This is a genomic window from Citrobacter rodentium NBRC 105723 = DSM 16636 (assembly GCF_021278985.1).
In the GTDB taxonomy this organism is placed as follows: domain Bacteria; phylum Pseudomonadota; class Gammaproteobacteria; order Enterobacterales; family Enterobacteriaceae; genus Citrobacter_A; species Citrobacter_A rodentium.
The window spans coordinates 967,475-987,818 of record NZ_CP082833.1; the positions used below are offsets into that span (position 1 = coordinate 967,475).

Here is a 20,344-nt window from a genome sequence, read left to right on the forward strand (position 1 = left end):
CTTATCGGGCAAGGGTAATGGTGGCAGGTGAAGCCTGTTCAAACGCCCGTTCGAGGATTTCCAGGTTGGTAAGAACCTCAGATTCCTTGACGTAATTTGGCACGCCGTGACTCAGCGTCTCAAACAGCGCATCGTAGACGCGACCGTAATCGCCCACCTCCGGCGTGACCTCTTCGCGTACCGTCACTCCTTCGTTGTTGACGTACTCCAGTACGCCCACGGAATCATCCGCCGCAAATCCCGCGTCGCCCGGCATGATATTGGCCTTCAGGCTGGTCTCCTGCTGGTCGATACCGTATTTAATAAACGAGCCTCGGGTGCCGTGAACGATAAATTTCGGATAATCGATTTTCACCAGATGGCTGGTTTTGACGATGGCTTTCAGGTCGCCGAAGAACAGCTGCGCTTCAAAGGTATCGTCCGGGTTAGCTTTATTGCGCAGGCTACGGATGTCATACGCCACGTGATCCGGGCGACCAAACAGCGAGATGATTTGATCCATCGTGTGTACGCCGAGGCCGTAAAATGAGCCATCCTGCGGCAGCCCCGGTTTGCTTTCCGCCACCGGGCGGTAGTAGTCGAAGTGGCTTTCGACTTCGACAATGTCTCCCAGCTTGCCGCTTTCAATGGCTTTTTTGGCGGTCAGGAAGCAGGAGTCGAAACGACGGTTCTGATACGGCGTCACCGTCAGCCCTTTGCTTCGCGCCAGTTCGAACAGTTCTTTGGCCTCGCGCATCGTCGGGGTAAACGGCTTCTCAACCAGCACGTTTTTCCCGGCTTCCAGCGCCCGTTTCGCGTACTCAAAATGGCTGTCGGCGTGGGTACAGACGATCACCAGTTTCACCTGCGGGTCGTCCAGCACTTCATGCAGATCGCTGGTGAAATGAATGTGCGAATAGACCGGCGCCTGCTCTTCCGGCTTCGGATGACGACGGAAGATATGCGCCACGTGCCAGCTCTCTTTGCGATTAAGAACGTAAGGAAGATGATAGCGGGTGGTGCTTTTACCAAAGCCAATAAATGCGCAATGTAAAGTCATAGGTGCGTCCTTTTTAAGGTGGTTGCCTACACCATAGCGCAAAGCGGGAAAAGACGACACGTCAGAGCCCGAAACCGTTGCCGGATGGCGCTAGCGCTTATCCAGCCTACAAACAAAGCCAAAAAATCAGCCGTCGGCGTCGCCGTCAGTTTGTTCACGGCAAGCGCGCAGGGCCCGGAGCGTACTTAATGTACGTGAGGAGCACGAGCACTTCCCGGGGACAAAATGACAAGTAAGCCAGGCTGAAACAGACCCCAAAAAAAAGCCAGCAGAGGCTGGCTAAAGTAATACTGGAAGCAATGTGAGCAATGTCGTGCCTTCAGGTTCTCCACACGGGGTCTCCCTGAATGCAAAGCAATAATAATCATTCTCATTCGCACTTGTCCAACACTTTTTGCAAAAAAATGCGGTTGACGGTGTTTTCAATCTCGGCGAGTGTAACGCTACGAACGCCCCCACAGGAGATAAGGAATGAGTGAGATAGTGATACGCCACGCTGAAACTAAAGATTATGAGGCGATTCGTCAGATCCACGCCCAGCCGGAGGTGTATCGCAACACGCTACAGGTTCCTCATCCCTCACCTGAAATGTGGCAGGCGCGCCTGGCCGATCGGCCGGGCATCAAACAGCTTGTCGCCTGCATTGATGAGCAGGTGGTCGGCCATCTGTGCATTGAGGTTACGCAGCGCCCGCGTCGCAGTCACGTTGCGGATTTCGGCATCTGCGTTGACGCTAACTGGCAAAACCGCGGCGTCGCCAGCGCGCTGATGCACGCCATGATCGACATGTGCGACAACTGGCTGCGCGTTGACCGCATCGAACTGACGGTATTTGTCGATAACGCGCCAGCGGTTGCGGTCTACAAAAAATATGGCTTTGAGATTGAAGGCACCGGCAAAAAATACGCCCTGCGCAACGGTGAATATGTGGACGCTTATTTTATGGCGCGGGTGAAGTAAGGCATTGGACGAACTCTCCCAGGAATTAAATCTGGCATTTTTAAATACAATGCCCCTTCAATACCAGCAACACTGTCTTTGTATTAAGGACACGAAATACATACCTATTCACTCCCTGAATATCGCCACATCAGATAATCCTCACAATTACGCCTAAAAGTGAAAGATTTTATTTCCTCCATATTAAAACACGTCTATTAAGCGTAAATAAAGAAGCAGATAATGAGCACTATTTTGTAATAGAGGGAAATTAATGGAATGAGTGATATAGTCTACCTGACGATTTCAGGAGAGCAGCAAGGTACTATTTCTAACGGATGCGGAACGAGTGCTTCCGTGGGGAATCACTGGCAAAGTGGTCATGAGGATGAGATACTCGCATTTTCACTCTCTAATAGCACAACCAGTACCGGTCACGGTTGCCAACTGCATGGCCTAAGATTCTGTAAACAGGTTGATAAAAGTACGCCGCTGTTTGCACGTGCTATTAATAACAACGAACAACTGTACCTCGAGTTTTATTTCTATCGTACCAACCATTATGGCCACCGGGAGAAGTATTATTATATACAGTTACGTGGTGCATTCTTATCAGGAATTCACTATCTGTTCAGTGAAAATAATATTGATACAGAAACCATTACAGTTAGTTATGAATACATCCTTTGCAAACATCTCATTGCTAACACAGAATACAGCTTCCTGGCCCTGCCGACAAATTATAACCACTTGTTTGTTCCCCGGCAGGATAGTGGTTTTCAAACGCTGAACACTAAAGGAGTCGGAAGGTTGCTAGCCGCGGGCGGCATTTACAACGGAAATGTAGAGGGATTCAGAGATACAGCAGAGAAACTGGGTGGGAATGCGCCAGCAGGTTACGATCAGATTTTAAATAAGCGGACAAAGGGATCCATCATCGCCCTGGCATCCATTGCCTCAGCCTTCGGGCTCAGGCGGCCAGGATTATTACGCGAAGTGGAAAAAATTGAGCGATTTAAACATACCGACATTATTGCCACAACCAATCAAAATTATCGTGCTATAGCTGCTGGCGTGGAAACGTTAAGCATTGCACAAAAGAAAATTCTGACACAATTACCTGACGCTGGCTCAAGAACAATTGTAACTAAAAGATTTGGGCAAAATGATTTAGGGGCACTCAGTGCCGCTACAGGTGACGAATTTGCAATGTTTACAACAGGAGGCAGAAGATTAATAATTCGTGGCGATGCAACTGGCGTTCCAATAGGTGCGATTGAAGCTGAAGAACTTGCAGTTAAAGGTTGGCGATGGTCCAGCCATGTTCATCCAGATGGGACGTTAAGATCGTCTACCGGTGACAGAGCTATCTTGAGTATTTTTAAGGAGCATGGTTTGAACAAAAAAAGTGCCATAATAGATCCTTACGGCCGCAGATTTAACTTTTCACCTGACGGTGATTTAATTAGCTCTGACTGGAGACCGTGAAATGAAAAAAACACCTTTAAATGTTTTAGAACAAAAAGCAAAAGAAATCAGTCGGAATATATTAAAAGATTATATATTGACTGATGAAATATTTGCAGAATTAACATCAGGAGTAATTATTGATGGCGATGACCGTATTTTTGTTTTATACATCCCTAAACAAAAAGCAAAAGATACCATTGATATCCTCAGAATAAGAATGAATATCTATTCAGGAGAGGGAGTTGTAGAATATGTTGGACTGGAGCGTAAAAAAGACACTATCACCGATGAATCAGACATCGATCAAGACAGGGATGGCTCTTAATAATTTAAGAATTTCCCTTCTTCAGGTGAAGTGCGATCTTACCCGAACAAAAAAGCAAAACCCTGGCCGGGTAAGGCGTAGCTGCCCCCCGGCCTCAGATTAATACCCCGCCGTTAAATCATCCACGGAACGTGGGTCAGATGCCCCGTACAGTTCGCCGTCCGGCCCGACCATGATGCTCTGGGTGCTGCCCATCGCCTCTTTCAGCGCGACTTTTTGCCCCCTTTGCTCCAGCAGTTTGAGCGTATCCGGGCTAAAGCCTTTCTCTACCCGCAGCTCATCCGGTAGCCACTGATGATGGAAGCGCGGCGCGTTAGTGGCTTCTGCGACGTTCATCCCATAATCAATGCTGTTCACTATCATCTGTAGCACAGTCGTGATGATGCGGCTGCCGCCCGGACTGCCGGTCACCAGCCAGGTTTTACCATCTTTGACCACGATGGTCGGCGACATCGACGACAGCGGGCGCTTCTTCGGCCCGACGGCGTTGGCATCGCCGCCCACCAGCCCGTAAACGTTCGGCACGCCCGGTTTCGCGGAGAAATCATCCATCTCATTATTGAGCAGTATGCCGGTGTTGCCCGCCACGATGCCGGTGCCGAAGGTGGTGTTCAGGGTGTAAGTCACCGCCACCGCATTGCCGTCTTTATCCACCACCGAGAAGTGGGTGGTCTGGTTACTCTCATAAGGCTCCAGCTTACCGGGTTTGATCTGGCTCGATGGCTTCGCCTTGTTAAGGTCAATCTGCCCGGCAATCGATTTGGCGTAGGCTTTGTCGGTCAGCGCCTGCCACGGCACTTTGACAAAATCCGGATCGCCCAGGTATTCCGAGCGGTCGGCGTAGGCATATTTTTCTGCTTCCGCCATGATCTGCATGGCGTCCGCGCTGCCAAAGCCATATTTCTTCATATCGAAGTTTTCGAGGATATTGAGGATCTGCACAATATGTATTCCACCGGATGAAGGCGGCGGCATGGAGAAGACCTGATAGCCGCGATAATCGCCGCTAATCGGCGTGCGCTCCACCGCCTGGTAGCTGGCTAAATCCTCTTTGCTGATAAGCCCGCCGTTTTTCTGCATCTCCTGAGCAATCTGCCCGGCAATCGCCCCTTTATAGAACGCGTCCGGACCGTTTTCGGCAATCAGCTCCAGGCTTTTCGCCAGGTTTTTCTGCACCAGCCTGTCGCCCTTCTTCAGCGGCTCCCCCTCTTTCCAGAAGATCGCTTTGCTGTTTTCATGATGGGGAATGACTTCACTGCCATAGTTTTTCAGATCGTCCGCCAGCGCATCGTTAACCACAAAGCCCTCTTCCGCCAGTTTGATCGCCGGGCGCACCACTTTATTTAGCGGCATCGTGCCGTATTTTTCCAGCGCCAGCGAAAAGCCCGCCACCGTGCCCGGCGTACCGGAAGCCAGATGCGAAGTCAGCGATTTTTTACTGTCGGGATTCCCCTGATCGTCAAGGAACATATCGCGCGTAGCGTTAGCGGGCGCCATTTCGCGAAAATCGATGGCGGTGGTGTTGCCCTCTTTGGTACGCAGCAGCATAAAGCCGCCGCCGCCCAGGTTCCCCGCCTGCGGATGGGTCACCGCCAGCGCGTAGCCCACGGCGACGGCGGCATCGACGGCATTACCGCCCTGTCTGAGAATATCCACGCCCACCTGCGTCGCCATTGCATCCACAGAGGCCACCATGCCCTGCTTCGCGCGAACGGGATGAAATACATCTTCCTCCACGCCATATGAGACTGGCGGCGGCGGTGGCGGCGCGGCAATAACACTAAAACAGCTTCCTGAGAGCAGAGCAGCAATGGCTACCCGGCGCAAAAACGTCGGTTTCATCATCGTTATTCTCCAGAAATAGGGGGCTAAACGCCCTTCTAAGCCTGGTGCATAACTCTGAAATAATCCTCGTTTTGCCAGGAAAGGAGTAAACTTATGAGATAGCTCACACAGGAGGAACGATGATGAAACGACTCTTCATGTTGACAGTACTTCTGCCGTTTGCCTGTTTCGCTCAGCCGTTTAACACCATGAACAACCCGAACCAGCCGGGATATCAGATCCCCAGCCAGCAGCGAATGCAAACGCAAATGCAGTCGCAGCAGATCCAGCAAAAAGGGATGCTCAATCAGCAGCTCAGAACCCAGACCCAGCTACAGCAGCAGCATCTGCAAACGCAAATGAACAATAACCAGCAGCGTATCCAGCAGGGCCAGCTGCATGAGCAGACGCTGCCCAACAGCGGCGGCGGTATGCTGAACGGCGGTACCGGCCAGAGCAGCGGCGGGAAGATGCTGCCCCAGCGGCAGAACGGCGATATGCTTAACCGGCAGAACTAAAATCCGGGCCAATCAGGTCGATCGCATCGGTACAGATACAGTCCACGCCCCAGCGCAGCAGCTCAGCGGCGCGCCGGGGTTGGTTGACGGTGTAAACCAGGATACGCAGTCCGGCTTCTTTCAGCATCCGCACGCGCGCTTCATCAAGCAGTTTGTGATTAAGATGAATCGACACGCAGCCTAAGCGGAACGTCAGCGCCTGCCAGTCGTCGCGCCACGCATCCATCAGTAAGCCGCGCGGCAGCTGCGGCGCGGCGGCCTGGGCCGCTTCCAGCGCGTCAATATCAAAGGATGAGAGCAGCGGCGCGGTCATGCCCTGCCACAGATACTCTGCGACAAGCGCGATCGTCTTGCCGGTCAGCGGCCCGACGCCGGTGGTCGGTTTGATTTCGATATTGGCCATCATCCCGTACTGGCGGCAACGCGCCGCTACTTGCGACAACAGCGGCAGCGGTTCGCCTTTAAACTCGCCGCTGTACCAGCTACCCGCATCGACATGCTGTAACGCCTGCCAGTTGAGAGCGCCCGCTACGCCCCAGCCGTTGCTGGTGCGCTCAAGGTTATCGTCATGCAGGAGAAATATTTCGCCGTTTTTCGACAGCTTAGCGTCAAACTCGATCATCCTGTGGCCGCAGCGGGCGCCAACGTCGATTGCCGCAAGGGTGTTTTCCGGCGCCAGTCTGCCGCCGCCGCGATGGGCGACGATGTGAGGATACGGCCAGTTATTCATACACGTTGTCCTGTTTCACCATCAAAAAGGTGCAAATGATGTTGCGGCAGATGCAGCCACAGCGTACTGCCTGCCGCCGGGCGCTGCTGATGCGCGAGGCGAACCACCAGCTTTTGCTCGCCCCAGCGTCCGTGTGCGAGGTTATCAGCCCCCAGTATCTCCAGGGTATCCACCGTCACAGGCACGCCGCCTTCCGCCTGCGAGCTTAGCGCAATATGCTCCGGACGGATACCGAGCGTCATTTTGCGTCCGGCGTAGCCGCGATAATCGCCATTGCACGGCAGCGCCATGCCGTTTTCCAGAACAAAATGGCTACCCGTAGAATCGATGCGCCCTGCCAGCAGATTCATCGCCGGACTGCCGATAAAGCTCGCCACAAAGCGGCTGGCGGGCTTTTCATAGACCTCAACCGGCGTGCCGATCTGCTCGGCGACACCCTTGTTCATCACCATTACCCGCCGGGCAAGGGTCATTGCCTCCACCTGATCGTGGGTAACGTACAGCGAAGTGGTTTTCAGCCGCCGGTGCAGATGCTGAAGCTCCAGCCGCATCTGCACGCGCAGTTTAGCGTCGAGGTTGGAGAGCGGCTCGTCGAAAAGGAATACCGCCGGATCGCGCACGATGGCGCGCCCCATCGCCACGCGCTGGCGCTGGCCGCCGGAAAGCTCGCGCGGACGACGCTGCAACAGGCCGTCCAGCTCAAGGATACGCGCCGCCTCTTTAACCCGCTGCGCAATATGCGCCCTGCCCATGCCGCGGATTTTCAGCCCCCACGCCATGTTCTCTTCGACGCTCATATGCGGATAGAGCGCGTAGTTCTGAAACACCATCGCGATACCTCTGTCCCTGGGCTCCATTTCAGTGACGCGCTGGCGATCTATCCAGATATCGCCGGAGGTGACGCGCTCCAGCCCGGCCACCATCCGCAGCAGCGTGGATTTGCCGCAGCCGGAGGGACCGACCATCACGATAAATTCGCCGTCCGCTACGTCGAGCGTCAGCGGCTGAATAATCTGGGTTTTGCCGTCCCAGCTTTTGGTTACTGCCTGAAGTTTTAAACCTGCCATTTTATTTCTCACTGTCCACTAAACCACGCACGAACGCGCGCTGCATGGCTAAAACGATAACGACCGGGGGGATAAGGGTGAGCAGCATCGCCGCCATCACCTGATTCCACAGCGTGGTGCCTTCGCCGGTGGCGATCATCCCTTTGATGCCCGCCACGGTAGTGCCGAGGTTCACGTCGGTGATAATCAGCAGCGGCCACAGGTACTGGTTCCAGCCGTAAATAAAAGTGATAACGAACAGCGCTGCGAGGTTGGTTTTCGACAGCGGCAGCACGATATCGCGAAAAAAACGCATCGGCGACGCGCCATCAATGCGCGCGGCTTCAATCAATTCATCCGGCAGGGTCATAAAGAACTGGCGGAACAGAAAGGTCGCCGTGGCCGAGGCCATCAGCGGCAGGGTTAAGCCTGCGTAACTGTCGAGCATCTTCAGGTTTGCAATCACCTCTACCGTCGGGAAAATCCGCACCTCGACCGGCAGCATCAGGGTGATAAAGATCATCCAGAAGAACAGATTTCGCAGCGGAAAGCGGAACCAGACGATGGCGAAGGCGGAGAGCATCGAAACGGTGATTTTGCCCACCGTAATGCTGAACGCCATGATGAAGCTGTTGAGCATCATCCGCCAGAACGGCGCACTGTTGACGCCCACGCCGTTGAGCCAGATGTTTTTCATGTTTTCAAGCAGATGACTACCAGGGAGCAGCGTCATCGGCGTGTCGAATACCGCCCGGTTATCCAGCGTCGCCGCGACAAACGCCACGTACAGCGGAAACAAAATCACCGCGATCCCCAGAATCAGTATGGTATGGCTGAACAGCGTCAGCCCGCGACGGTTCTCAATCATTGGTAACTCACCTTTCTTTCCACATAGCGGAACTGCACTATCGTGAGGAGGATGACAAGGAATATCAGCACCACCGACTGTGCGGCGGAGGCGGCGAGATCCAGCCCGGCGAACCCTTCACGATAGATCTTATAAATCAGCGTGGTGGTCGCCTGCACGGGACCGCCGGCAGTGGCGGCGTCGATCACCGGGAAGGTGTCGAAGAAGGCGTATACCAGGTTGACCACCAGCAGGAAAAAGCTCACCGGGGCAATCAGCGGCAGCGAAAGGCGAAAGAAGCGACGCACCGGCCCCGCGCCGTCGATGGCGGCGGCTTCCACCAGCGAACGGGGAATTGACTGTAAGGCGGCAAAGAAGAATAAGAAGTTGTAACTAATCTGCTTCCAGACCGAGGCAAACACCACCAGAAACAGCGCCTGTCCGCTGTTCTGCGCATGGTTCCAGTCATAGCCGAACCCGGCCAGAAAATGGGTGATCAGCCCGCGACCGGGGTTAAACAGGAAAATCCACAGCACGGCGGCGACGGCGGGCGCAACGGCATAGGGCAGCAGCATCAGCGTCTGATATAACCGACTGCCGCGCACCACGTAGTCCACCAGCGCGGCGAAAAAGAGCGACGCCAGCAGGCCGCTGAAAGTCACCAGCGTGCTGAATTTGATCGTCGTCCAGAAGGAATCAAGGTAGTAGTCGTCATGGAACAGCGCGACGAAGTTCTCCAGCCCGACGAACTGGCTGGAGAGCCCAAACGGATCGACGCTTTGCAGCGAATACCACAGCGCCTCGCCCGCAGGCCAGATAAAGAAAATAACGGTGATAACCAGCTGCGGCGCGACCAGCAGGTAAGGCAGCCAGCGCGAGCGGAACACCGGACGGGAAGATGACATTGCGATTGGGTTCCTGAACAGCGCCGGATGGCGCTACGCTTATCCGACCTACAGGTCCGCGTAGGCCGGGTAAGGCGAAGCCGCCACCCGGCATTTCACATTACGATTTGGTTGACTGTACAAAGCGGCGCAGCAGCTGATTACCGCGCTCGACGGCAGCATCCAGCGCCTGCTGAGGGGTTTTCTTACCGGTCCATACGCTTTCCAGCTCTTCGTCCACTACGGTGCGGATCTGCGGCATATTGCCCAGGCGCAGCCCTTTGGTGAACGGCAGCGGCGGCTTGTTCAGCATCTGCCGCGTGGCAATATCCGCGCCGGGATTTTTGTCATAGAAGCCCTGCTCACGCGTCAAATCGTAAGCGGCTTTGGTGATCGGCAGATAGCCGGTTTTCTGATGCCACTCGGCGGCGTTTTCCGGCTTCGCCAGGAAGGCGAGAAACTTCGCCACGCCGGTGTATGTTTCTTTGTCTTTACCCTGCATGACCCACAGGCTCGCGCCGCCAATAATGGCGTTCTGCGGCGCGCCCTTCACATCCGCATCGTAGGGCATCATCCCGACGCCATAGTTAAATCTGGCGTAGTGGCGTATGTCCGCCAGCGAACCGGAAGAGGCGGTGGTAATAGCACAGTCGCCGTTATAGAACTTCTCGGTGGACTCGTCTTTACGCCCGAAGTAGCTGAAATCGCCCTTCTTATTCAGCGTCTGCAACAGCGCAATGTGTTTTACCTGCTCCGGCTTGTTGAACTCCAGCACCGCATCAGTGCCGTCGAAGCCGTTGTTTTTGCTCGCCACCGGCAGCCCGTGCCAGGCGCTGAAATTTTCAATCTGAATCCAGCCCTGCCAGCCGCTGGCGTAGCCGCATTTTATCCCCGCCGCCTTCAGCTTAGCGGTGTAATCCGCCAGCTCCTGCCAGGTTTTCGGCGGTTGTTCCGGGTCTAAACCGGCTTTTTTGAAGGCGTCTTTGTTGTAGTAGAGCACCGGCGTGGAGCTGTTAAACGGCTGGGACAGCAGATGACCGGATTTGGCGTCGGTGTAATAGCCGGAGACGGTCGGCACAAACTGCGACTCGTCAAAGTTGATACCCGCATCGCTGAACACTTCATAGACCGGCTTAATCGCCTTCGAGGCCATCATGGTCGCCGTACCCACTTCATACACCTGCAAAATCGCCGGGGCGTTGCCGGTACGAAACGCCGCGATACCCGCGCTCAGGCTCTGCTCGTAGTTGCCTTTGTACACCGGCACAATTTTGTAATCCGGACTGGCGGCGTTAAAGCGCTGCGCCAGAGAATCGACCTCTTTTCCCAGCTCCCCTTCCATTGAGTGCCAGAACGGAATCGTGGTGACAGCCATTGCCTTCATTGCAAAAGCCAGCCCCACTGCCAGACCCAGAACTGTGTGTCGTAACAATGTCATTGTCATCTCTCTTATTGTGCCGGATGCGCGATATCACGCGTTTTATGTTCGCGGGTTAACATGCCACGCGCGAATGACAGAAAAATAACTATTTGTTTACAGATAAATGACAGCAAAAGGTCAGAGGGATGATGGTTGTGTGAAGGGGTGGATGTGAAAAAAGTCGGGCGGCGGCGTCGCCTTACCCGGCTAGGGCGATTCCCGTAGGCCCGGTAAGCGTAGCGCCACCAGCATTACACTAGCGGCGTAAAAGCTCAGCAATCTCTTCGAGGGATAAGCGACCCGCAGCAGCCTCGACCGTCATCGCCACAAAATCCGGATTGGCCTTCAGCGTAATGCCGTTGCGTTTGAGAAAAAGCAGGGTGATGAACAGGGCTGTGCGTTTATTGCCGTCGTTGAAAATATGACCACGGGAGATAGCCAACAGATGCATGGCCGCAAGGAGCCAGACATCCGTGACGCCTTCGTATTCATACTTATTCAGGACACGATACAAAAGAGCTTCCGCTCGCCCGGGATCCGGCATTCCCGCTACGCCGGGCGTGACGCTCAGCAGTTTGTCATGAAACCGGACTATCTCTTCCGCTGAGATAAATTGCACACTCATTTATCAGCCAGTTCCCTTATTTCATTTCCATGAACCGCCATAATCGCCTCAAATTCCGCATCCAGTTTTGCTGCCTGATAGCGTTCAAACTCTTCGGCGCTGATGATGACGGCGGGCTTATGCCCACGACGCGTGATGGTAACTGGCGTTCCGGTAGCCGCAGAATCCAGTGCGGAAGCAAGATTCTGGCGGGCTTCGCTATAGTTCATTGTACGCATATCGCCCCCTTTTAAGTACAAGTAAATTGTACAACTAAAGCGTACAGAAAACAAAAAAGCCGGGTGGCGGCGTCGCCTTACCCGGCCTGGGCGATCCCGTAGGCCCGGTCAGCGTCGCGTCACCGGGCAATACAGGCGACTCAGCCGCCGAGGTACGCACTCCGTACCGCTTCATTCGCCAGCAACGCGTCGCCGGTATCGGACAGCACCACGTGGCCGTTCTCCAGCACGTAGCCGCGGTCGGCGAGCTTCAGCGCCTGATTGGCGTTTTGCTCGACGAGGAAGATAGTCATTCCCTGCTCGCGCAGCTGTTCGATGGTGTCGAAGATCTGCTGGATAATGATCGGCGCAAGGCCCAGCGACGGCTCATCCAGCAGCAGCAACCGGGGCTGACTCATCAGCGCGCGGCCTATCGCCAGCATCTGCTGTTCGCCGCCGGACATGGTGCCCGCCCGCTGAATGCGACGCTCGTGCAGGCGCGGGAAGAGCTCGTACACCCACCTGATGCGCTCCTGAAACTGGTCACGCTCGGCGAAAAAGCCGCCCATCGCCAGGTTCTCTTCCACCGTCATACGGGAGAAGACGCGCCGCCCTTCCGGAACAATCGCCACCGCTTCCCGCATGATTCCGGCGGTTTGCCAGTCGGTAATGTCTTTATCATCAAATACAATCCGCCCGCTGGAGGCACGCGGATCGCCGCACAGCGTGCCGAGCAGCGTAGTTTTCCCCGCCCCGTTAGCGCCGATCAGGGTCACGATTTCCCCCTGATTGATATGCAGGCTTACCTCGTGCAGCGCCTGGATTTTGCCGTAGTGGGCACTGACTTTGTCAAACGACAACATGACTTTTTCCATCTTATGCCTCACCAAGATATGCGCGGATCACGTCCGGGTTATTACGAATCTGCTCCGGCGTGCCGTTCGCCAGCGGCGTCCCCTGGTTAACCACGTAAATACGGTCGGAAATGCCCATCACCAGCTTCATATCGTGCTCAATCAGCAGAATGGTGGTGTTGTGATGGTTACGCAGCTCGGCGATCAGTTCATCCAGCTCTTTGGTCTCTTTCGGGTTAAGGCCCGCCGCCGGTTCATCGAGCATCAGGATCTCCGGCTGGGTCACCATGCAGCGGGCGATCTCCAGACGACGCTGGTCGCCGTAGGCCAGGTTGCTGGCCTGACGGTTGGCGTGCTCCAGCAGGCCGATACGCTCAAGCCAAGTGGCGGCGCGATCCAGCGCTTCGCTCTGCGCCCGACGGAAGGCCGGGGTTTTCAGCAGGCCGGAAAAGACGCCGGTTTTCAGCTGATGATGCTGCGCGACCAGCAGGTTTTCGATCACCGTCATTTCGCGGAACAGACGCACGTGCTGGAAGGTACGCACCACGCCCATCCGGGCGATTTGCTGGCCCGGCAGCCCTTCCAGATGCTGATCGCGTAGCCTGATGGTGCCGCCGGTCGGCTTATAAAACCCGGTAAGGCAGTTAAAGACCGTGGTTTTCCCGGCGCCGTTCGGCCCAATCAGGGAGACAATCTCCTGCGGGCGCAGCTCCAGCTCAACGTTGTTCACCGCCAGCAGACCGCCGAAGCGCATCATCAGGCCGTTAACCGATAATAATGGCTGACTCATGCCTGCTCTCCTTCCGCCTGTTTGCGCTTCAGCTTCAGCTGTGGACGGGTCATCGGCAGCAAGCCTTCAGGACGCCAGATCATCATCAGCACCATCAAACCACCCAGCATCAACATGCTGTATTCATTGAAGTCACGCATCAGTTCGCGCGACACCACCAGCAGAATCGCCGCCAGTATTACCGCGAACTGCGAGCCCATGCCACCCAACACGACAATAGCCAGCACAAACGCCGATTCGGCGAAGGTGAACGATTCCGGGCTGACAAAGCCCTGGCGCGCGGCGAACAGCGTACCGGCGAAACCGGCGAACGCGGCGCTGATGGTAAAGGCGGTCAGCTTGATGCGCGTCGGGCTCAGGCCCAGCGAACGGCAGGCGATCTCATCTTCGCGCAGCGCTTCCCACGCGCGGCCCAGCGGCATCCGCAGCAGCCGGTTAATGACGAACAGGCTCAGCACTACCAGCAGTAGCGCCACCAGGTAGAGGAAAATCACCCGATCGGACGGATCATATTTGATACCGAAGAAGTTGCTGAAGGTGTCCCAGCCGCCTTCGCGGGCGGTGCGGCTGAACTCAAGGCCAAACAGGGTCGGTTTCGGGATCTGGCTGATGCCGTTCGGACCGCCGGTCACTTCAGTATTGTTCAGCAGCAGAATGCGAACGATCTCGCCAAAGCCTAAGGTGACAATGGCCAGATAATCGCCGCGCAGACGCAGTACCGGGAAGCCGAGCAGGAAACCTGCGGCCGCCGCCGCCAGCCCCGCCAGCGGCAGGCAAGTCCAGAAGCCGAGGCCGTAATAGTGATTCAGCAGCGCGAAGGTGTAGGCGCCGATGGCGTAAAAACCGCCGTAGCCCAGCACCAGCAGGCCGGACAAGCCGACCACCACGTTCAGCCCCAGGCCAAGAATGATGTAAATCATGGTCAGGGTGGCGATATCCACCGTACCGCGCGTCACCATAAACGGCCACGCGACGGCCACCACCAGCAGGGCGATCAGAAACAGCTTCTGCTTAACGGTCGAGCCGTCAATGGCCGGCAGAATAAACTTCGGCCCGGAAACGCTTTTCAGCCCTTTCTGGAACGCCGGGCGCAGAAGCTGGAAGAAAAAGACCACCGCGGTGCCGATAAATATCCACTGCCAGCGGATGTCGGCGGCGCGATCCACCACCAGCTTCGTGCCGTCCAGCTCCAGCTGAACGCCCATAAAAACGCCCGCCAGCACGAAGAACATGGCGGCAGAGAACAGCGCCATAGCAAAATGCATCGGTTTCATACTTTCTCTACCTCCGGACGACCCAGAATCCCGGTCGGCATCACCAGCAGCACCAGAATCAGCAGCGCAAACGACACCACATCTTTGTATTCAGTACTGAGATAAGCAGAAGAAAGCGCTTCGGCGACGCCGAGAATCAGGCCGCCGATCATCGCCCCCGGAATGCTGCCGATACCGCCGAGCACCGCCGCGGTAAAGGCCTTCATCCCGGCCATAAAGCCGATGTACGGGTTAATTACGCCGTAGAACTGGCCGAGCAGTACGCCCGCCACCGCCGCCATCGCCGCGCCGATCACAAAGGTCAGCGCAATCACGCGGTCGGTGTTAATACCCAGCAGGCTCGCCATTTTCAGATCCTCCGCGCAGGCGCGGCAGGCGCGGCCCATGCGCGAGTAGCGGATGAACAGCGTCAGGGCGAGCATCGCGATAAAGGTCACCACCCAGATAACCAGCTGCATGGTGGTAATGCTGGCGGAGAAGTTTTCGCTCGCCCCGACGACCCACTGGCCGTTAAACAGGCTGGGCAGCGCCACGTCACGCGAGCCTTCGGTCAGGCTGACGTAGTTTTGCAGGAAGATGGACATCCCGATCGCCGAAATCAGCGCGATCAGACGCTTGGAGTTACGCACTGGCCGGTAGGCCACCCGTTCGATACTCCAGCCGTAGGCGCTGGCGATGACAATCGCCCCGACGAATCCGGCCGCCACCAGCAGCCAGCTGGTATCGATACCCATCATCATCAGCGCGGCGATGATCATAAAAGAGACATAGCTGCCGATCATGTAAACCTCGCCGTGGGCGAAGTTGATCATGCCGATAATGCCGTACACCATGGTGTAACCGATGGCGATCAGCGCGTAGGTGCTTCCCAGCGTGACGCCGTTAAACATCTGCTGCAGGAAATAGAGGAACTGCTCGGACATAAGGTAACCTTTCTCAACCCACCCGTTTTACGCGGGCGGTGGGATAATTTGTCTTCAGAAATTACTTCGCCACGGTTGAAGAACCGTCGGCATGCCACTGAAAGACGCCAAATTCAAATCCCTTCAGATCGCCTTTTTCATCCCATTTCAGCGGCCCAATCACGGTGTCGGCGCCGTTCGCTTTTAAATCCTTCACCAGATCCAGCGGTTCTTTACTGCCGGAACGATCCATCGCGGTGGCCAGCGACTGCACCGCCGCATAGGTGATCCACACATAAGGACCGCTCGGATCTTTTTTGTCGGCTTTCAGGGCATCGACAATTGCTTTGTTCGCCGGATCCTGGTCATAGCGTTTCGGCATGGTGACCAGCATCCCTTTCGCGGCAGCGCCAGCGATGTTCGACAGCGAAGCGTTACCTACCCCTTCCGGCCCCATAAACTGGGTTTTCAGGCCAACCGAGCGCGCCTGACGCAGCATCTGCCCCATTTCCGGGTAGTAGCCGCCGTAATAAACGAAGTCGATATTCTCTTTTTGCAGACGGGCGATGAGCGCGGAAAAGTCTTTCTCGCCGGCGGTAATGCCGTCAAAGAAGACGATACTGGCGTTGCCCGCCTTCAGGCCGTCCTGCACCGAACGCGCCAGCCCCTCGCCGTATTGCTGTTTGTCGTGGATGATGGCGATGCGCTGCGGCTTCACTTTCTCCAGAATGTATCTGGCGGCGGTTGGCCCCTGAGAGGAGTCCAGTCCGGCGGTGCGCATGATGTGCTCATAGCCGCGCGCCGTCAGCTCCGGGTTAGTCGCCCCGGGGGAGATCATCAGGATGCCTTCATCTTCATAGATATCTGATGCAGGCTGAGTGGAAGAGGAACACAGATGACCGATAACATACTGAATACCGTCGTTGACGATTTTGTTGGCCACCGCAACGGCCTGTTTCGGATCGCAGGCGTCGTCATATTCCACGCCTACCAGCATGTCGCCCTTAATGCCTCCTTTGGCATTGATGTCTTTAATGGCCTGACGCGCGCCGTTAAACTCCATATCGCCCCACTGAGCGACCGGCCCGGACATCGCGCCCACCACGGCAACTTTAATCTCTTCAGCCAGTGCCGCCTGCGACATCGCTAATGCAATGACGCCTGCGACGATCGTTTTCGCGTTCCGTTTCATACTGAATCCCCACATGTGATGTAGTGTATTTATTTTGTATTTTTATGTTTAACAAGAAGTCTGTACTTTTTTTGCGCTGCGCTGGTTTTTTACCAGCCTGATTAATGGTTTAGCGCAGCATTTTCACCAAAAACAGATCAAAAGCTCTATTTTTCAGTCTATTAAGAACAGATAATATTCTGCTTTTCGCCATAGATAAACAAAAAAAAGCGCATTTTTCAGCATAAAATAACGGCATAAAGAGCGGAATAAAATGCTGCATTCCAGGGTATTATCCTGCCCGAGTACCATTCATTGACGTTTCGAACTAAGGTTATGTCTGTCAAAAAATTAATCAGCTGTTGAATGAATGAAAAAAGTGAAAGCATCCAGGTTAAATTTTTCGGTACACTGGCTGCCTGTTTTGTGATTTGGACATGCTGTCGATGAAGCTGACCATCATTCGTTTAGAACATTTCAGCGATCAGGATCGGATCGATCTGGGCAAAATCTGGCCGGAGTATTCTGCCGCCTCTTTAAGCGTAGATGAAACGCACCGGATCTACGCCGCGCGTTTTAACGAGCGTCTGTTAGGCGCGGTACGCGTCACGCTGAGCGGTACTCAGGGCGCGCTGGATTCACTGCGGGTACGCGAGGTCACGCGGCGTCGGGGCGTGGGACAGTATCTTCTGGCAGAGGTGATGCGCGATAACCCCAGCGTCGCCTGCTGGTGGATGGCCGATGTTGGCGTGGAAGATCGCGGCGTAATGGCGGCGTTTATGCAGGCGTCAGGTTTTACCGCCCAACAGGACGGCTGGGAGAAGCGTTAAAAAAGCCGGGTGGCGGCTTCGCCTTACCCGGCCTGCATTTCTGAAATGCGTAAGCCGGATAAGCGCGAGCGTCATCCGGCATGGCGCACCTTATTTGGCGTCGGTCGCCGTACCGTTAGCATGCCAGTTGAACACGCCGAACTCGAAGCCTTTCAGGTCACCCTTCTCATCCCAGGAGAGCGGACCCATGACCGTTTCGACGGAATTAGCTTTCAGGTACTTGGCGATTTCAGCCGGATCGTCCGACTGGTTCAGCCCCGCCTGCAATGACTGCAATGCTGCGTAGGTGGTCCAGACGAACGCGCCGCTTGGATCCTGTTTTTTGGCCTTAATCGCATCCACGATCGGTTTGTTCGCCGGAACCTGATCGTAGTTCTTCGGCTTGGTCACCAGCAGACCTTCGGCGGAGTCACCGGCGATGTTAGACAGCGAGACGTTCGCCACCCCTTCCGGCCCCATAAACTGGGTTTTCAGACCCGCGGCGCGGGCCTGGCGCAGAATCTGCCCCATTTCCGGGTGATAGCCGCCGTAATAAACGAAGTCGATATTTTCTTTCTTCAGGCGCGCCACCAGCGTGGAGAAGTCTTTCTCGCCAGCGGTAATCCCGTCAAAGAACACCACATTGGCGTTGCCTTTTTTCAGCCCATCCTGCACCGCGCGCGCCAGACCTTCACCGTACTGCTGTTTGTCATGAACGATAGCGATGCGCTGCGGCTTCACTTTTTCCAGAATGTATTTCGCCGCGGTCGGCCCCTGGTCAGAGTCCAGACCGGTAGTGCGCAGCACCAGCTGGTAGCCACGCGCGGTCAGCTCCGGCGCGGTGGCTGCCGGAGTGATCATCAGGATGCCTTCATCTTCATAAATATCAGACGCAGGCTGGGTGGATGAAGAGCAAAGGTGGCCGATAACGTATTTAATGCCGTCGTTGATTACTTTGTTCGCTACCGCCACCGCCTGTTTCGGATCGCAGGCGTCGTCATATTTTACCGCCACCAGCTTATTACCCTTGATGCCGCCTTTGGCGTTAATATCGGCGATCGCCTGCTCCGCGCCGGTAAACTCCTGGTCGCCGTACTGCGCCACCGGGCCGGACATCGCGCCGACAACGGCGACTTTAATATCTTCTGCCAGCGCCTGGCTGCTCATTATTAAGGCGATACATCCTGCCAGTAACGCTTTACCCTTCATATTCATCCTGAAGCTCCCCATTATCGTGGTCATTGCATTTGTTATGATGTTGTTTGTCAGCGCATTATTCTGTTATATAGAATCAGAAAAGCATATGATAGCTATTCCGACGGCTGCATTCCGCGCTTTTGCAGCACACTATGCTAAACATACCGTTATTTACCAGGGTTTGAAAAGACAAAATTAAGGCTGATGTAACAGATTAGTGACAAAAAAAACCGCGCCCTTACGCAAGGCGCGGGGGAGTAAAACAACGGATTACCAGCCAGCCGGCAGGTAACCCAGCGCAGAAGCGATGGCATAAACGGCGCTGCACAGGTAAAGCAATACAATAAATCCCTGAATAGCAGGATGGGTGATGAAAGCCGGGCAGGTCCAGCCAGGGGTCAGATCGCCACGCTGACGCGCGCCTTTCAGCATCAGGATGGGCATAATCGACAGGATCACCCCACTGAATACTCCGGCGAAATAGAGCGCATTAACAAACGACACCATGCCGCTGTAGGCAAGGATAAACGGCGGCACCGTCACTATCAGCAGTACCAGAAAACGTTTCAACAGCTGCGAATCATCGCCCAGGCGGAACTGATCGAAAATATTGGTCAGAAAGCTGCCGCCCAGCCCCCAGTACGAGGTCAGCATGGCGCACAGCGCAAATATGTTCGCGGAAAAGAATGCCCACTCGCCCAGCGCCTGCCCCCAGGAGATGGTCGCCACGTCGGTAATGTTATCCAGCCCGTTGAGGACGATAACCGACATCGGCACCAGCGCCAGCAGGCTGAAGGTGATCCCCATCCCGACCATAATCGCCTTCGGCAGTTTTTCCGGCTTGTCGGCAAAGCCGCGCGCCATTTCCGGGACGATATATTGCGCCGAAAAGCAAAATGCCACCACGTTGAATACCGGCACCATATACAGCCCGTTACCGTCAAGCAGGTAGCTTAACTGGGTCGTCTCTTTCAGCATGGTGGCGACAATCAGCACGGCGATCATTACCACCATCCCGATACTGATAAATTTTTCACCGCGTCCGATGGCCTTCAGGCCGAGATAAAGCACGCCGGCCGCCGGGATAAAAAACAGCGCGCTACCGAGCGCTGGCGAAATCCCCAACAGTGAATGCAGCAGCTTGCCGCTACCGGTCATATAGGCAATCAGCGCGCCAAACCGCCCGACGTAGCGGCGTGACAGGCCGCTTAGCTGCAAATGCTTACGGGTGCGCAGGGTCGATTCCGCGACATACAGCATGGTGATGGTGGTCAGGCTGCCAACCAGCATCAGCCAGAACAACAGCGGCAGGAAGCCCGCTTTGCTGGAGGCGTAAGCGATGGATAACACGCCCGCGCCGATGTTGGTGCCGACGATCATCGATACGCCTTCAACAAAGCTCAGCGATTTAGCGGGTACAGCGGTACGCTCCCGACGCGTCAGCGCCGGAGAAAAGGTGGAGTTTTCAGACATAATATTTTCC

At 55.4% G+C, this 20,344-nt stretch carries 21 protein-coding genes; 5 read left to right on the plus strand and 16 right to left on the minus strand.

Annotation, left to right across the window (positions count from 1 at the left end; translation table 11 throughout):
- Position 1: 1 nt before the first annotated feature.
- Positions 2-1,039: an oxidoreductase gene (locus K7R23_RS04570; RefSeq protein WP_012908317.1), complete on the minus strand. Its 1,038-nt coding sequence runs from the start codon at positions 1,037-1,039 to the stop codon at positions 2-4.
- Between the two features lie 471 nt (positions 1,040-1,510).
- Here K7R23_RS04570 and yhhY point away from each other — a divergent pair, with 471 nt between their 5' ends.
- The 3 genes from yhhY to K7R23_RS04585 all read left to right on the plus strand — a co-directional run bounded on the left by yhhY (position 1,511) and on the right by K7R23_RS04585 (position 3,773).
- Positions 1,511-1,999 (plus strand): N-acetyltransferase, encoded by a 489-nt coding sequence (yhhY, locus tag K7R23_RS04575; RefSeq protein WP_012908316.1) that lies wholly within the window; start codon positions 1,511-1,513, stop codon positions 1,997-1,999.
- A gap of 258 nt (positions 2,000-2,257) precedes the next feature.
- Positions 2,258-3,466 (plus strand): type VI secretion system tube protein TssD, encoded by a 1,209-nt coding sequence (gene tssD, locus K7R23_RS04580; RefSeq protein WP_012908315.1) that lies wholly within the window; start codon positions 2,258-2,260, stop codon positions 3,464-3,466.
- Between the two features lies 1 nt (position 3,467).
- A complete protein-coding gene (locus K7R23_RS04585; protein ID WP_012908314.1) occupies positions 3,468-3,773 on the plus strand; it encodes a hypothetical protein in 306 nt (101 codons plus the stop codon).
- A 99-nt stretch (positions 3,774-3,872) separates the two neighbouring features.
- Here K7R23_RS04585 and ggt read toward each other — a convergent pair whose 3' ends face one another.
- On the minus strand, positions 3,873-5,618 hold the full coding sequence (gene ggt, locus K7R23_RS04590; RefSeq protein WP_012908313.1) for a gamma-glutamyltransferase: 1,746 nt from the start codon (positions 5,616-5,618) through the stop codon (positions 3,873-3,875).
- A 122-nt stretch (positions 5,619-5,740) separates the two neighbouring features.
- Here ggt and K7R23_RS04595 point away from each other — a divergent pair, with 122 nt between their 5' ends.
- Positions 5,741-6,115, plus strand: coding sequence for a DUF2756 family protein (locus K7R23_RS04595; protein ID WP_024133037.1), 375 nt, complete (start codon positions 5,741-5,743; stop codon positions 6,113-6,115).
- On the opposite strand, the gene ugpQ is transcribed toward K7R23_RS04595, so the two are convergent.
- The 12 genes from ugpQ to livK form a co-directional block, all read right to left on the minus strand.
- Positions 6,099-6,845 (minus strand): glycerophosphodiester phosphodiesterase, encoded by a 747-nt coding sequence (ugpQ, locus tag K7R23_RS04600; protein ID WP_012908311.1) that lies wholly within the window; start codon positions 6,843-6,845, stop codon positions 6,099-6,101. The genes K7R23_RS04595 and ugpQ overlap by 17 nt on opposite strands.
- Complete coding sequence (locus K7R23_RS04605; RefSeq protein ID WP_012908310.1) at positions 6,842-7,912, minus strand: sn-glycerol-3-phosphate import ATP-binding protein UgpC; 1,071 nt, start codon at positions 7,910-7,912, stop codon at positions 6,842-6,844. Before K7R23_RS04605 ends, ugpQ begins: the two co-directional genes overlap by 4 nt.
- A gap of 1 nt (position 7,913) precedes the next feature.
- Positions 7,914-8,759: a sn-glycerol-3-phosphate ABC transporter permease UgpE gene (gene ugpE, locus K7R23_RS04610; RefSeq protein WP_012908309.1), complete on the minus strand. Its 846-nt coding sequence runs from the start codon at positions 8,757-8,759 to the stop codon at positions 7,914-7,916.
- On the minus strand, positions 8,756-9,643 hold the full coding sequence (ugpA, locus tag K7R23_RS04615) for a sn-glycerol-3-phosphate ABC transporter permease UgpA (protein WP_012908308.1): 888 nt from the start codon (positions 9,641-9,643) through the stop codon (positions 8,756-8,758). The genes ugpE and ugpA overlap by 4 nt, the downstream gene beginning before the upstream one ends.
- 100 nt (positions 9,644-9,743) lie before the next feature.
- The gene (ugpB, locus tag K7R23_RS04620; protein ID WP_012908307.1) at positions 9,744-11,060 is read right to left on the minus strand and encodes a sn-glycerol-3-phosphate ABC transporter substrate-binding protein UgpB; all 1,317 of its coding nucleotides are present in this window, start codon (positions 11,058-11,060) and stop codon (positions 9,744-9,746) included.
- 238 nt (positions 11,061-11,298) lie between these two features.
- Positions 11,299-11,667, minus strand: coding sequence for a type II toxin-antitoxin system death-on-curing family toxin (locus K7R23_RS04625; protein ID WP_012908306.1), 369 nt, complete (start codon positions 11,665-11,667; stop codon positions 11,299-11,301).
- Positions 11,664-11,885 carry a type II toxin-antitoxin system Phd/YefM family antitoxin gene (locus K7R23_RS04630; protein WP_012908305.1) on the minus strand — a complete coding sequence of 74 codons (222 nt, stop codon included), beginning with the start codon at positions 11,883-11,885 and terminating at the stop codon, positions 11,664-11,666. Before K7R23_RS04630 ends, K7R23_RS04625 begins: the two co-directional genes overlap by 4 nt.
- A gap of 140 nt (positions 11,886-12,025) precedes the next feature.
- Entirely contained in the window at positions 12,026-12,739 is a 714-nt protein-coding gene (gene livF, locus K7R23_RS04635; protein WP_012908304.1) for a high-affinity branched-chain amino acid ABC transporter ATP-binding protein LivF, read from the minus strand.
- 1 nt (position 12,740) lies between these two features.
- On the minus strand, positions 12,741-13,508 hold the full coding sequence (gene livG / locus K7R23_RS04640; protein WP_012908303.1) for a high-affinity branched-chain amino acid ABC transporter ATP-binding protein LivG: 768 nt from the start codon (positions 13,506-13,508) through the stop codon (positions 12,741-12,743).
- Entirely contained in the window at positions 13,505-14,782 is a 1,278-nt protein-coding gene (livM, locus tag K7R23_RS04645) for a branched chain amino acid ABC transporter permease LivM (RefSeq protein WP_012908302.1), read from the minus strand. The genes livG and livM overlap by 4 nt, the downstream gene beginning before the upstream one ends.
- A complete protein-coding gene (gene livH / locus K7R23_RS04650; protein WP_012908301.1) occupies positions 14,779-15,705 on the minus strand; it encodes a high-affinity branched-chain amino acid ABC transporter permease LivH in 927 nt (308 codons plus the stop codon). The genes livM and livH overlap by 4 nt, the downstream gene beginning before the upstream one ends.
- Before the next feature lie 61 nt (positions 15,706-15,766).
- A complete protein-coding gene (livK, locus tag K7R23_RS04655; RefSeq protein ID WP_012908300.1) occupies positions 15,767-16,876 on the minus strand; it encodes a high-affinity branched-chain amino acid ABC transporter substrate-binding protein LivK in 1,110 nt (369 codons plus the stop codon).
- 425 nt (positions 16,877-17,301) lie between these two features.
- Here livK and panM point away from each other — a divergent pair, with 425 nt between their 5' ends.
- The gene (gene panM / locus K7R23_RS04660; protein ID WP_012908298.1) at positions 17,302-17,685 is read left to right on the plus strand and encodes an aspartate 1-decarboxylase autocleavage activator PanM; all 384 of its coding nucleotides are present in this window, start codon (positions 17,302-17,304) and stop codon (positions 17,683-17,685) included.
- 90 nt (positions 17,686-17,775) lie between these two features.
- Here the strand turns inward: panM and livJ are convergent, their stop codons facing one another.
- Positions 17,776-18,879 (minus strand): branched chain amino acid ABC transporter substrate-binding protein LivJ, encoded by a 1,104-nt coding sequence (livJ, locus tag K7R23_RS04665; RefSeq protein WP_012908297.1) that lies wholly within the window; start codon positions 18,877-18,879, stop codon positions 17,776-17,778.
- 252 nt (positions 18,880-19,131) lie between these two features.
- Positions 19,132-20,334, minus strand: a complete 1,203-nt coding sequence (locus tag K7R23_RS04670) for an aromatic amino acid transport family protein (protein ID WP_012908296.1) — start codon at positions 20,332-20,334, stop codon at positions 19,132-19,134.
- Positions 20,335-20,344: the final 10 nt, after the last annotated feature.

What these genes read in the sequence shown, in the direction of transcription:
- K7R23_RS04570 (WP_012908317.1), bottom strand. Translation starts at nt 1,039, where the DNA reads ATGACTTTACATTGCGCATTTATTGGCTTTGGTAAAAGCACCACCCGC.
- yhhY (WP_012908316.1), top strand. Translation starts at nt 1,511, where the DNA reads ATGAGTGAGATAGTGATACGCCACGCTGAAACTAAAGATTATGAGGCG.
- tssD (WP_012908315.1), top strand. Translation starts at nt 2,258, where the DNA reads ATGAGTGATATAGTCTACCTGACGATTTCAGGAGAGCAGCAAGGTACT.
- K7R23_RS04585 (WP_012908314.1), top strand. Translation starts at nt 3,468, where the DNA reads ATGAAAAAAACACCTTTAAATGTTTTAGAACAAAAAGCAAAAGAAATC.
- ggt (WP_012908313.1), bottom strand. Translation starts at nt 5,618, where the DNA reads ATGATGAAACCGACGTTTTTGCGCCGGGTAGCCATTGCTGCTCTGCTC.
- K7R23_RS04595 (WP_024133037.1), top strand. Translation starts at nt 5,741, where the DNA reads ATGAAACGACTCTTCATGTTGACAGTACTTCTGCCGTTTGCCTGTTTC.
- ugpQ (WP_012908311.1), bottom strand. Translation starts at nt 6,845, where the DNA reads ATGAATAACTGGCCGTATCCTCACATCGTCGCCCATCGCGGCGGCGGC.
- K7R23_RS04605 (WP_012908310.1), bottom strand. Translation starts at nt 7,912, where the DNA reads ATGGCAGGTTTAAAACTTCAGGCAGTAACCAAAAGCTGGGACGGCAAA.
- ugpE (WP_012908309.1), bottom strand. Translation starts at nt 8,759, where the DNA reads ATGATTGAGAACCGTCGCGGGCTGACGCTGTTCAGCCATACCATACTG.
- ugpA (WP_012908308.1), bottom strand. Translation starts at nt 9,643, where the DNA reads ATGTCATCTTCCCGTCCGGTGTTCCGCTCGCGCTGGCTGCCTTACCTG.
- ugpB (WP_012908307.1), bottom strand. Translation starts at nt 11,060, where the DNA reads ATGACATTGTTACGACACACAGTTCTGGGTCTGGCAGTGGGGCTGGCT.
- K7R23_RS04625 (WP_012908306.1), bottom strand. Translation starts at nt 11,667, where the DNA reads ATGAGTGTGCAATTTATCTCAGCGGAAGAGATAGTCCGGTTTCATGAC.
- K7R23_RS04630 (WP_012908305.1), bottom strand. Translation starts at nt 11,885, where the DNA reads ATGCGTACAATGAACTATAGCGAAGCCCGCCAGAATCTTGCTTCCGCA.
- livF (WP_012908304.1), bottom strand. Translation starts at nt 12,739, where the DNA reads ATGGAAAAAGTCATGTTGTCGTTTGACAAAGTCAGTGCCCACTACGGC.
- livG (WP_012908303.1), bottom strand. Translation starts at nt 13,508, where the DNA reads ATGAGTCAGCCATTATTATCGGTTAACGGCCTGATGATGCGCTTCGGC.
- livM (WP_012908302.1), bottom strand. Translation starts at nt 14,782, where the DNA reads ATGAAACCGATGCATTTTGCTATGGCGCTGTTCTCTGCCGCCATGTTC.
- livH (WP_012908301.1), bottom strand. Translation starts at nt 15,705, where the DNA reads ATGTCCGAGCAGTTCCTCTATTTCCTGCAGCAGATGTTTAACGGCGTC.
- livK (WP_012908300.1), bottom strand. Translation starts at nt 16,876, where the DNA reads ATGAAACGGAACGCGAAAACGATCGTCGCAGGCGTCATTGCATTAGCG.
- panM (WP_012908298.1), top strand. Translation starts at nt 17,302, where the DNA reads ATGAAGCTGACCATCATTCGTTTAGAACATTTCAGCGATCAGGATCGG.
- livJ (WP_012908297.1), bottom strand. Translation starts at nt 18,879, where the DNA reads ATGAATATGAAGGGTAAAGCGTTACTGGCAGGATGTATCGCCTTAATA.
- K7R23_RS04670 (WP_012908296.1), bottom strand. Translation starts at nt 20,334, where the DNA reads ATGTCTGAAAACTCCACCTTTTCTCCGGCGCTGACGCGTCGGGAGCGT.